Origin of the sequence: Exiguobacterium sp. s36, from assembly GCF_018618345.1 — a bacterium.
Taxonomy (GTDB): domain Bacteria; phylum Bacillota; class Bacilli; order Exiguobacteriales; family Exiguobacteriaceae; genus Exiguobacterium; species Exiguobacterium chiriqhucha.
Genome location: NZ_JACSLW010000005.1, coordinates 59,502 through 70,931, shown reverse-complemented (window position 1 = coordinate 70,931; position 11,430 = coordinate 59,502). Strand labels below are relative to the sequence as shown.

Genomic DNA, 11,430 nt, shown 5'->3' with positions numbered 1-11,430 from the left:
GGCATTTGCTTATTTCATCTCATAAATTTTGACTTCGCCCGGCTTCAAATCGACCCACAGGTCCCAATTCTCATCGAACGAGTGCTCGGCATACGGCCATGACGTCGGTGAGTAGACCATCTCGGCGAAACGGCTTGCGTTCCAGTTACGGCGGCGCACCCCGTCGAGCGGGACTTTCCCCTGCAGCGGATGATGCATACTCGTGTTGGCAACGACAAGGAGCGTCTCGTTCGTATCCGGACGTAGCCAAGCGAGGCCGATGAACGGCGCATCCATGTGCGTCATCGCGAGCGGTTCGAAATGACTCGGGTTGACGAGGACGTCCAACCAACGACGACGCACTTCGGCCACTTGATGCGTCAGTTCGATCATCTCGTCTCGTTCCGGGTGATCCCAATGGAACTGATACGCGTCGAAGAAGGCGAGCTTACCAAAGTACGGATCGGTCGGGAAGAGTTGGTACGCTTCTTCCGGTCGGCAGTCGAGCCCGGTGTTCATCGGTTGCGTCTCATACAGTTCGAGCCCCGAGTTCGTCATCGGGACCCCGTTCGGCACGAAGCCGTTCAACACAGTGAGCAAGCGACTCGCTTGCCGTCCCCCGTCCCGTGTCGCCACGCGGCGCGTGTCCGCTGTCTCTCCGGCCGCGAACACCGGCAACGGTAAGAAACGTGAGTCATATACGAACTGGTGCGTCTCATGTGTATCAAAGCGTGGTTCTTTATAGAACCCGTACCCGATAATCATGTTATAGCCCGCCTCTTTCGCTGCCCACGCTCCGATTTCGATCAATTCTTCAGCGATGAAGCTGAAGTTGGTGTCGAGTGCACGTGGCTGTTGAAGGATCCGTTGTGCCAAATCGACCGGTAAGGCGTGACCCATATCGATGCGGGCCCCATCGATTCCAAATTCGCGCTGGTAGTGCGGGATGATATCGGCGAGCATCGCCCATAGCGGCTCATTGATTTGATCGCCTCGGAATTGATTCGACTTGATCGAATCGAACAGAATGTACGGAGCCAAGTTCGCCTCGCTGACGTAAGGCGCTGCCGCTGTCGGATGATCGAGAAACAGACGGAAGTATGTGACGTCCGACCATGGCGGTTGCGGGTCATTGATACAATCCGAAAAAGCTGGAGCGGTCGTCAAACCGAACTCACGCTCGATGACCGCGAGCAAGTTCTCTTCCGGATGCTCGAGCAAGTACGTCTTCACCGTCTCCCACTTGTCCGCGTCAACGAGGTTCGGCGCCATCGAGAAACGACGCAAATGCGCCCATACGTCTTCCGACCCGTAAATCATTGGCAAGAAAGCGTGCTCTGGTTTTACGTTCTCTCCGATACCGGGCACGTGCGGCGGGTGATAGTAGTCGAGTTCCGTCACCGGGATCCAATAAAACCATTCCGGATTTTCTAGAATGAGACGGTTGTCACGGGCGCATGTGCGCGGGATGACATCGATGACGACCCGAATCCCGACCATATGGCATGCCTCGACGAACGCGGCGAACTCTTCTTCGACCGTCAACCCGTCTCCCGTCAACGTCTCTTTCAGTTCTTCATCGATTCCAAAGAAGTCTTGCACGGCATAAGGAGAACCAAATTCGCCTTTTTTGTTTTTATGACTGTGTTGCGAGATTGGCAATAAGAACAACGTGTCGATTCCCATGTAAAGGAGATGCGGAATCAACGCGAGCGTTTTGACGAACGTCCCTGTGTCTTTCATGCCGATCGAGTTCTCCATTTCGACATAGCCTGATCCATCATGATCCCATGATGTCGACGTCCGGACTTGCATCGAGTAGACCGATGCCCGCTTGATCCAATCGCCGCCAGTTTGCAAATATCCGTCCGCTTGGGCGACCGATTGATGGTAACCCCGTCCGTCGACCGCATGGGGAAGAATCGCTTTTTCAATCGTCTCGATCAAGAAATCATATGGATTTACCCGTTCGACGCCATCTCGGACAGGCTCTGAAGGGAATTGCAGGCGGTTCCACAAGGCCGGAATGTCGTATTCCATGTTCGTTCGTTTTTCTTTCAAGACCTGGTGTAACTTGCGTAACGATGAGTTCTCTGGCATGTGTATTCTCCTTATGAATGAAATCGTTCCTCATTTCATTGTAAACGATAACAAGAAACGCTTTACTATATTTTTATACCTTTACCCGAAATTTTCCTTTTCCAAAAAAATATTTTGCGACGAAATCGGTAAATATTGTACGATTGTATGGAAGGAGGGATGACCGTGTCCCAACAGAAATGGCTGACCTTACTCATCTTGTTGTCACTTTTATCCGCGCTGATCCTTGCGGGTTTTGGGTTTCAACTTCGAGACACGAGACATCAGCTCGAGTCGATTCATAGTCAACGCCTCGATTCCTATGATGCCATCGAAGAGATCATGTATTTTAACATTGAACGAGCCAACGCCATTCGCGGTTTGCTCGCCTACGAAGACCGGCGTTTTTTAGAATCGTATTACAGTATGTCCCAGCAAGCTGAAGAGTTGAAGACGTCGATCACGAACGACCCGCACACACCGAGCTCGCTGATTGATTTGCTTTACCGTGACGGAATATGGGAGCAAGGCGCCGCCGAAGTGCTTGTCTTTTATGAGCGCGGCGATCTCGAGGCCGCGACCGAGCTAGCCGAGACGATGACCGATCAGCGCCAAACGATCCTCGAAGATTTGCGCGCATTGAAGAAACTACAGTATGAAGACATCCGCAAACAACTCGTCGCGACCGAGAATCAAATCGATGTGTTGATTCAAGCCCTCACGTCGATTGCCATCTTGCTCATCGCCGCACTGCTCGTTTTGCTGTTTCTCCTCTTCAAAACACGAAAAAAAGACCGTCTCCAATGAGACGATCCCTCGACCTCAATTTCCATTGTGAGGTCTTTTTATTTGGAATGAATGAGACGTGCGGCGTTCCCGATGGCGAGCAAGGCAACCCCGACGTCAGCAAACACGGCTTCCCACATCGAGGCTAGTCCGAAGAGACCGAGCAAGAGGAAGAGCGCCTTCATACCGAACGCGAACGTGATGTTTTGCCAAACAATCCGCCGTGTCCGCTTACTTAATTCAATCGCTGCCACGACATCTCGCGGAGCGTCGTTCATCAGCACGAGGTCGGCTGCCGTGACCGCTGCATCACTCCCGACGCCGCCCATCACGAGTCCGACATCGGCTCGTGCGAGCGCCGCCGCATCGTTCAATCCGTCACCGACAAAAGCGACCTTGCCAGTTGCCGCCAACCGTTCGACTTCTGCGACTTTTTGATGCGGAAGCAATTCGCTTCTCACTTCATCGATTCCAATTGCCGAACCGACGGCGGCTGCGACTTCTTGCCGGTCCCCGGTCAACATGACCGTCTGATAACCATAGCGCTTCAAAGCTTGAATCGTTTCTTGCGCATCTGGCTTCACTTGGTCTCTCAACTCGATTCGGCCGAGCCAACGGTCATTTTTGACGATATGGACGATCGTCCCCGATGTCTCCGCCGGGGTTGGATAACCCAATTTTTGAACATAGCGGGCGCTGCCGACGTAAATGCGGTTTTCACCGTCGATTGCCATCAACCCGTATCCCGGTTCTTCTTGAATCATCGAGAACGGTGCGACTGGACCCGCATGCTCGACGATTGCTTTTGCGAGCGGATGCGTGGAGGCCATCTCAACACGGGCGGCAAGCTGAAGCAACTCGTCTGTCGTCAGCTCCCCGTTTGTCACGACATCGGTCACTTCAAAGCGGCCGGTCGTGAGCGTACCGGTCTTATCGAATACGACCGTATCGACTTCGGCGAGCACATCTAAATATTCGCCGCCTTTCACTAGGATGCCCCGCCGTGAACCTGCTCCAATCCCACCGAAATAGCCGAGTGGAATCGAGATCACCAAGGCGCATGGACAACTGATGACGAGGAAAATCAAGGCCCGGTATACCCATTCCTCGAGATTTCCGACAAACAGTGGTGGAACAAATGCGACGACCGCCGCGAGCACGACGACGACCGGCGTGTATACTTTCGCCAACCGTGTCATCATCTGTTCCGTTCTCGCCTTGTTCATGCTCGCTTGTTCGACGAGGGCAATCATTTTTTGCAGGCTCGATTCAGTCGCCGGGCGTTCGACTCGTATTTCGAGCCGCCCGTCAAGGTTGACCATTCCCGCAAGGACGTCTTCCTCGGGACCGATTGGGCGTGGTAACGACTCACCTGTCAGCGACGCCGTATCCAATGAGCTCGAGCCTCGCAGCACACGACCGTCCATCGGGATCTGTTCGCCTGCTCGAACGATGATGATGCTACCGGTTGCGACCTCTTCAGGACGTTTTTCTACTTCTCGTCCATCTTCGAACACGCGCGCAATCGTCGGTTTCATGTTCAACAGCGATTGAATCGACCGTCGCGAGGCGTGGACGGCCCGCGCTTGGAAGTATTCACCGAGCTGGTAGAACAGCATGACGGCGACAGCTTCCGGATACTCCGCAATCGCAATCGCACCGATCGTCGCAATCGACATTAAAAATTTTTCATCAAACCATTCCCGATGCCATACGTTGCGAATTGCGGCATAGACGACGTCATAGCCTGCGACCACATAGGCAATCGCGTACACAAAGAGCAAATCGGTGTACAGACCGACGAGCAGCAGGGCGAACGCGACGCCAAACCGCCACAATAAGCGACCCGACATCGGCACTTTCGCCTCGTCTTTGACAAAATGTGCACCCGGTTCAATTCGCCCCATCGTCGCTTCGATGGCGCGGAGCGTCTTCGTGTGATCCTTCGAATCATCCCATTCGATAATCATTCGACTTGTCGCAAAATCGATTTGACAAGCGGCGACACCGTCCTCTCCCGTCACGCTTTTCTCGATTTTGGCGGCACAGTTCGTACATGTGATCCCTTCGACAGGTAATACATCCCGTTTCATAATTATCTCGCCCCTTTACATTCAAACGTTCATTTGAATATATCGTAACGCTATTCCATCACAATTACAACCGAAAAAAGAGCCGCCTGGAATCCCAGCTGGCTCTTTGTCACGCATCAATTTGTTCGGCACTGTGGGCCATCGCGATCTCGACGAGTAGCCGGACGTGATCATCGTCGAGTGAGTAGTAGACGACTTTTCCTTCTTTTCGATATTTGACAAGCCCTTGCTCGAGCAACGTCCGTAAATGATGCGACGCCGTCGCGTTTGAATGTCCGATCACGGCCGCCACGTCACAGACGCACAGTTCCCGTTCTAACGTCAGGACGTACAACACTTTGAGCCGGGTCGGATCGGCGAACGCCTTGAACAATCGGCTGACTCGAACCGCATCTAGGTCTGTCAGTGCCCGTTGTAACACCGTCACATCTTCACTTTGAATGGCGATTGTTTCACACTGGGGTGCTTTCATCCGTCTCACCTCGTTTTCTGTACTCTCATTCTAACAAAATCCGATTTATAAATCTGTTATATATTATTGTTGACTTATACACCACTGTTATAATACAATCAAAACAACATAACAGCTACGTTACTTAAATAAAGGGGGCAGTTACAATGAATGAATGGGCAAGCCGACTTGAATCTTCCGTCGAATTTTATCGGAAGTTACCGGACAAGACGTGTCAAGAATGCGGGAAACAGATGGATGAGCAGTGCGAGTCTTACGAGAACACGTGCCCATCCTGTGCTGAAAAACTGCAACTTAGCGAATAAAACAAATCCCTCGGAACAAGTTTCCGAGGGATTTTTCATGGCAGATGATAACCGAGATAGGCCGCCAACAGACCAAGTACATAGGTCGCAAGCAAATACATCCCGAAACGAAGCCAGTCTTTGGCGACGAACCGCATCACTTCGAGCTTGAACGTCGAGAACGTCGTGAACGAACCGAGAAAGCCGACACCGAGTCCAAGCATGAGCGACGGGCCGGCACTCGACGCATATAAATAGCCGAGACAAAACGACCCACTCACATTGACGAACAGCGTCGCCCACGGGAACATAGATGTCGTCCATGTTTTGACGAGCTGACCAATGCCAAACCGTGCCATCGCTCCAAAGAACGCCCCCAGCATAATGATGGCGATCGTCATCGCACCACCTCTTCTCGCCTGAACTGTTTGAACCGACGCCGTCCGAACCAAAACCCGAGCCACGAACTGAACAGACCGAGCATAAGGCTTAGTGTCACGTAGAGCAAGGCCATGCCAACTGCGCCGGACTCCAGCAACTCAATCGTCTCTACACTGAACGTCGAGAACGTCGTGAACGAGCCGATAAACCCGGTTCCGACCGCGGTGACGACACTCGGGGAGAGTCGTCCGGACTGAAACAGGAAGTGTGTCAGCCAACCGAGAGCGAAACTGCCTGATAAATTGATGAGCAGCGTCCCGAGCGGAAACATACCGACCCAAAACGTCTCGATGCCTGTGCCGATCCCATAACGTGCCAAGGCACCTAGCGCTCCTGCCAAACCGACGTATACATATAGCATCGCCAGGCCTCCCTTCAAAAAAACACCTGCCGCGAGCACGTCGCGAGACAGGTGTTGAGTCTGTAACCATTATACCAAGCGATGAGTGATCACGAAATAGCTGCTGGTGCGAACACGGCCGAGATGGCCTCGAACGCCTCATCGAGCTCCTCTTTCGTGATGACGAGAGGTGGTGCCAATCGAATCACCGTCTCATGTGTCTCTTTGCAGAGCAGGCCGCGTTCTTTAAGCGCCTCACAGTATGGACGGGCTGCTTCCGTCAATTCGATCCCGATGAACAGACCGCGACCGCGCACATCTTTAATGAGTGGATTGTCGATTGATTTCAAACGATCCATGAAATATGTGCCGAGTTCGAGGGAACGTTCTGGCAACTGCTCTTCTTCTAACACTTCGAGTGACGCGATCGACACGGCCGCCGCGAGAGGATTCCCCCCGAACGTCGAACCGTGTGATCCTGGATTGAATACGCTCAAGACGTTTTCATTGGCCGCCACACACGATACCGGGAACACGCCGCCCCCGAGCGCTTTTCCGAGAATATACATATCTGGCTCCACATCTTCCCATTCGATGGCGAACCATTTACCTGAGCGACCGAGCCCTGATTGAATCTCATCGGCCACAAACAACACGTTATGCTGCTGGCACAACTCGCTAGCACGCTTCAAGTAACCAGCCGGTGGGATGATGATGCCGGCTTCGCCTTGAATCGGTTCGACAATGAACGCCGCCGTATTTTCAGTGATGGCCGCCTCGAACGCATCGATGTCACCGTACGGCACGACTTTAAACCCTGGCAATAGCGGCCCGAATCCACGTTGATATTCCGCTTCTGTCGACATCGACACCGCCGCCATCGTACGGCCGTGGAAGTTGCCCGAGCAGACGATGATTTCCGCTTGACCTGGGATTTGTTTCACTTCATACGCCCAGCGCCGCGACGCTTTGACAGCCGTTTCGACCGCTTCCGCACCCGTGTTCATCGGCAACACCATCTCTTTGTTTGTAAGCGCTGCCACTTTTTTGTAGAAACGACCGAGTTGATCATTGTAAAACGCACGTGACGTCAGCGTGATTTTATCGGCTTGGTCCTTAAGTGCTTGAATGATTTTCGGATGGCAATGACCTTGGTTGACGGCCGAATAGGCACTCAACATATCCATGTAGCGGTTCCCCTCTGGGTCTGTCACCCAGATCCCTTTCGCTTCCGAGATGACGATTGGAAGTGGATGATAATTGTGCGCCCCGAATTTCTCTGTCAATTCAATCACTTCTTGTGTCTTTGACATTTGATTTCCCCCTTATCAAAAAACTATCTTACTCCTTCAGTATATGATGACCGTCTTTCTTTTGACAACGACCAACTTGCCCATTCCTCGGTTTGGCAAAATAAGGTACACTGAACGTAGATTATGATTCATTTGATGTAGATTGGAGGAAACGACGTGGCTTCATTGCGTGATTTGCCGATTGACGAGTTTATCGATGCTTTATCTGTTCCATGCTGTTACATCAATCTCGATGGCAACGTCCTGCTGTGGAACGAATATGCGGAAACGCTGTTCGGATGGGGACGAGACGAGGTGCTTCACCATCCGCTCCCTGTTGTCCAACACTTACAGGATGCGCTTGAATCCTGGTCACCGATGCTCCTTCAATATCCGTTCTCGACGACGGCGATGACGCCGTTCAAACATAAAAACGGATCAGTCGTCTATGCGACTGCTTATTTACAATCTTTTTCCATCAACAACTATACGGGCTACTTCCTTGCGTTCCTGCCGAAAGGGTTTGGGCCGCTCATCAGTACAGAACAGTTCAATCTGCTTCACCACTTTCAAGCGATGATTGAACAATCGACGTATTATTTGGCAACAAACGCTTACGGCGAGATTACAGAAATCAATCCGTTGCTCTGCGGGTTAATCGGCGCACCCGATCATCAATTCATCGGTCGTAACTGGTTCGAGCTCATCCATCCGTCATTTGAGAATCATCCGCTTGCCGAGGACGTGCTTCAAGCACTTACGACCGACCGCATCTGGAACGGTGAAATGCCTGTCCGTTCCGAGCGGCATGTCCGCAACATGTGTTGGCTCAATTTGACGGTCGTCCCGATTTTGAGTGATGAAGGCGAAATCGTACAATATACCGCCTTCGGCTTTGACGTCTCAGATAAAAAGCGACTCGAGCAAGAGGTCAATTATCTCGCGTACCATAACGACTTGACCGGACTCTTGAACAAGAAAGGATGGCTCCGTCAGTACAGCCACGTGTTGACGGATGTCGATCAAGGAGATGGCTTGGTTCACGTCGCCTTGTTCGATATCGATCGCTTCAAAATCATCAATGAATCGTTCGGTTCACGCGTCGGCAACGAATTGCTCCTTCAAATCAAGGACCGGGCCGCGCAGTTCTTGCCTGAGACGAGCGTCATGTTCCATCCGTCGGGTGGCTTGTTCGGGTTGATTTTCTTTGAACAGTCGAAAGAAGAAGTGTTCCAGTTGCTCCGTCAACTACAACATGAACTGCAGCGCCCGTTCCGGATTTATCATCACTCCATCATGGTGTCGATTTCCATCGGGTGCGTCTTCTATCCGTCCGCCACGTCTTCATTAGAAGAACTGTATACACGCGCCGAGAGCGCCCTGTTCAAAGGCAAGCGAATCGGTGTCGGGACGATCCAGTTCGTCACGAAAGATATGGACGATGCGTTCTCACGTCAAATCCATATCGAGAAAGCACTCTATCAAGCACTTGAAGAAAAACATTTCTATTTAGAGTATCAACCAAAGTATGAGTTAAAGACTGACACGCTCATCGGGTTCGAGGCGCTTCTCCGTTGGCATCATGATGAACTCGGACAGATCCCACCGTCAGAGTTCATCCCTCTCGCCGAGGAGATGGCACTCATCGTCCCGATCAACAACTGGGTCATTCTCGAGGCGGCCAAACAGTTGAAAGCCTGGCAGCAACTCGTCAATCGCCCGTTGTCGATGGCCGTCAACATTTCACCGAATCAATTCCGGAGCGACAGCTTCATCAATACGCTCCGTAATATCAAGCAACAGCTCAATTTGAACCCGTCCGACATCATCCTCGAGATTACCGAGAGTCTCGTCATGCAGCAGACGGACGAGATTATCGCCCGGATGGATCAAATCAAACGTCTCGATTATCGCCTATCCATCGACGACTTCGGGACCGGCTTCTCGTCACTGCAATACTTGAAGTCGTTCCCGGTCGACGAGCTAAAAATCGATAAAGTCTTCCTCGATGATTGGTTGACGTCGAAGTCACACTTACTCGATGTCATCGTCCACCTCGGCAAGAGCCTGAATCTGCACGTCGTGGCCGAGGGTGTCGAGGACCAAGAGATGCTCGACCACTTGAAGCAAACCGCTTGCGACTCGTTCCAAGGGTTTTTGTACGCCAAGCCGCTTCCTCCAATTGAAGTCGTTCGCTTATTATCCGAAAAGAACCACTAAAAAAGTCATCGCGCGTCTCACGACGTACGATGACTTTTTATTATAGGCTGATTGACGCCGTCCATAGTCCATAGACACCGTACGTGGCCGCCAACAGGATGACAACCGAAATCATATATTGCAACCGGCTGAGGTACGGCCGGCCCTGTTCGCGCTCGGCCAACATGAAAACGAACACGCCCGGCGCGTACAAAATCATGGCGATAAGCATATACTCGACGCCTGACGCATAGAGGAGCCAGGCCGCATATACCGTCGCGATCCCGGACATGACGAGCATCGGGCGTGTTCCGGTCCGCCGTGCCTCTTTCCAACCGAACAAGGCCGAGAACAAGTATGGGACGAGCGCCGCGATGCCGGCGATACTCGAGAGCACCAAGTACGTCTGTTCCGAAAAGAGAGCGATGATCGTGACGAGTTGTGTGAACGCCTGTGTGATGAACAAGGCGCTCACCGGCGTCTCATTTCGATTGAGTCGATTGAACAGTTTCGGGAACACGCCGTCACGACTCGCGACGTACGAAATCTCCGTCGCGAGAATCGTCCACCCGAGCAGGGCACCCGAGAGCGAGACGAGGAGTCCGATGTTGATGATGGTCGCACCGACTGGTCCGACGACGGCCTCGAGCACGTACGCCATCGACGGTTCCGAAAGTGCCGCGAGTTGTTCCTGGGTCATCACCCCAAACGATAAAATCGAGATCATCATATAAATGACAAGCGTTCCGACGAGTCCGATCACCGTCGCCCGACCGACATCCCGTTTATGACGAGCCCGTGATGACAAGACGACTGCTCCTTCAATCCCGACGAACGCCCAAAGCGTCACGAGCATCGTCGACTTCACTTGCGGGAACACCTGTGACCAGCTAAATCCCGATTGTCCCCAGAAGTCGATTTGGAACGTGTCAATCCGAAACGCAAACAAGATGAGGACAATAAATAAAAAGATTGGGACGAGTTTGGCGATTGTCGTGACAATATTAAGAAGCGCCGCTTCTCTCATCCCGCGCGAGATAATCCAAAACAGCCCCCAAATGACGACCGCGCTCATGAGTAAGCGGAATATCCGATGTTCTGACGAGAAAATCGGAAAGAAGTAGCTGAGCGTGCTGAAGATTAACGTGATGTTGGCGACCGTCCCGATCCACGCCGACATCCAGTAGCCCCACCCACTATTGAATCCGACAAACTTGCCGAACCCTTCTTTCGCATAGGCGTATATGCCGCCCTCGAGTTCAGGACGTGTATTGGCTAGAAATTGAAACACGAACGCGAGCATGACCATCCCGATGCCGGTAATCGTCCAACCGATTAACACCGATCCGACCCCGGCACCTTGCGCCATCGCTCCCGGTAAATTAAATGCCCCTCCGCCAATCATCGTTCCGATGACCATGGCAGCGAGTCCAAAAAAGCCGATTCCGGCTGACTGTGACTTCAT

Annotated in this window: 10 protein-coding genes; 3 read left to right on the top strand and 7 right to left on the bottom strand. The window is 52.3% G+C overall.

All coding sequences use genetic code 11. From position 1 onward, the window contains the following. Positions 1 to 9 precede the first annotated feature (9 nt). Complete coding sequence (locus KNP95_RS11460; protein WP_251138540.1) at positions 10 to 2,079, bottom strand: alpha-amylase family protein; 2,070 nt, start codon at positions 2,077 to 2,079, stop codon at positions 10 to 12. Between the two features lie 159 nt (positions 2,080 to 2,238). Here KNP95_RS11460 and KNP95_RS11455 point away from each other — a divergent pair, with 159 nt between their 5' ends. Further along, complete coding sequence (locus KNP95_RS11455; RefSeq protein ID WP_214837210.1) at positions 2,239 to 2,865, top strand: hypothetical protein; 627 nt, start codon at positions 2,239 to 2,241, stop codon at positions 2,863 to 2,865. Between the two features lie 38 nt (positions 2,866 to 2,903). Here KNP95_RS11455 and KNP95_RS11450 read toward each other — a convergent pair whose 3' ends face one another. Continuing rightward, positions 2,904 to 4,937 carry a heavy metal translocating P-type ATPase gene (locus tag KNP95_RS11450; protein ID WP_251138539.1) on the bottom strand — a complete coding sequence of 678 codons (2,034 nt, stop codon included), beginning with the start codon at positions 4,935 to 4,937 and terminating at the stop codon, positions 2,904 to 2,906. Between the two features lie 109 nt (positions 4,938 to 5,046). Further along, entirely contained in the window at positions 5,047 to 5,409 is a 363-nt protein-coding gene (locus KNP95_RS11445; protein ID WP_214708921.1) for an ArsR/SmtB family transcription factor, read from the bottom strand. Positions 5,410 to 5,555: 146 nt separating this feature from the next. Here KNP95_RS11445 and yhfH point away from each other — a divergent pair, with 146 nt between their 5' ends. Continuing rightward, a complete protein-coding gene (gene yhfH / locus KNP95_RS11440) occupies positions 5,556 to 5,714 on the top strand; it encodes a protein YhfH (RefSeq protein ID WP_021065246.1) in 159 nt (52 codons plus the stop codon). Positions 5,715 to 5,749: 35 nt separating this feature from the next. Here the strand turns inward: yhfH and KNP95_RS11435 are convergent, their stop codons facing one another. The 3 genes from KNP95_RS11435 to KNP95_RS11425 all read right to left on the bottom strand — a co-directional run bounded on the left by KNP95_RS11435 (position 5,750) and on the right by KNP95_RS11425 (position 7,787). Beyond that, a complete protein-coding gene (locus KNP95_RS11435; protein ID WP_029596084.1) occupies positions 5,750 to 6,094 on the bottom strand; it encodes a fluoride efflux transporter FluC in 345 nt (114 codons plus the stop codon). Continuing rightward, on the bottom strand, positions 6,091 to 6,495 hold the full coding sequence (gene crcB, locus KNP95_RS11430) for a fluoride efflux transporter CrcB (protein WP_214719823.1): 405 nt from the start codon (positions 6,493 to 6,495) through the stop codon (positions 6,091 to 6,093). The genes KNP95_RS11435 and crcB overlap by 4 nt, the downstream gene beginning before the upstream one ends. Positions 6,496 to 6,584: 89 nt before the next feature. After that, positions 6,585 to 7,787: an ornithine--oxo-acid transaminase gene (locus KNP95_RS11425; protein ID WP_214837207.1), complete on the bottom strand. Its 1,203-nt coding sequence runs from the start codon at positions 7,785 to 7,787 to the stop codon at positions 6,585 to 6,587. A 156-nt stretch (positions 7,788 to 7,943) separates the two neighbouring features. Between KNP95_RS11425 and KNP95_RS11420 the strand changes: the two genes are divergently transcribed. After that, positions 7,944 to 9,986: an EAL domain-containing protein gene (locus KNP95_RS11420; protein WP_214837204.1), complete on the top strand. Its 2,043-nt coding sequence runs from the start codon at positions 7,944 to 7,946 to the stop codon at positions 9,984 to 9,986. 40 nt (positions 9,987 to 10,026) lie between these two features. Here the strand turns inward: KNP95_RS11420 and KNP95_RS11415 are convergent, their stop codons facing one another. Next, positions 10,027 to 11,430 (bottom strand): basic amino acid/polyamine antiporter, encoded by a 1,404-nt coding sequence (locus tag KNP95_RS11415; RefSeq protein WP_214837201.1) that lies wholly within the window; start codon positions 11,428 to 11,430, stop codon positions 10,027 to 10,029.

Bases quoted from the DNA above. Each gene is read 5' to 3' on its own strand.
- KNP95_RS11460 (WP_251138540.1), bottom strand. From the start codon at position 2,079: ATGCCAGAGAACTCATCGTTACGCAAGTTACACCAGGTCTTGAAAGAA.
- KNP95_RS11455 (WP_214837210.1), top strand. From the start codon at position 2,239: ATGACCGTGTCCCAACAGAAATGGCTGACCTTACTCATCTTGTTGTCA.
- KNP95_RS11450 (WP_251138539.1), bottom strand. From the start codon at position 4,937: ATGAAACGGGATGTATTACCTGTCGAAGGGATCACATGTACGAACTGT.
- KNP95_RS11445 (WP_214708921.1), bottom strand. From the start codon at position 5,409: ATGAAAGCACCCCAGTGTGAAACAATCGCCATTCAAAGTGAAGATGTG.
- yhfH (WP_021065246.1), top strand. From the start codon at position 5,556: ATGAATGAATGGGCAAGCCGACTTGAATCTTCCGTCGAATTTTATCGG.
- KNP95_RS11435 (WP_029596084.1), bottom strand. From the start codon at position 6,094: ATGACGATCGCCATCATTATGCTGGGGGCGTTCTTTGGAGCGATGGCA.
- crcB (WP_214719823.1), bottom strand. From the start codon at position 6,495: ATGCTATATGTATACGTCGGTTTGGCAGGAGCGCTAGGTGCCTTGGCA.
- KNP95_RS11425 (WP_214837207.1), bottom strand. From the start codon at position 7,787: ATGTCAAAGACACAAGAAGTGATTGAATTGACAGAGAAATTCGGGGCG.
- KNP95_RS11415 (WP_214837201.1), bottom strand. From the start codon at position 11,430: ATGAAGTCACAGTCAGCCGGAATCGGCTTTTTTGGACTCGCTGCCATG.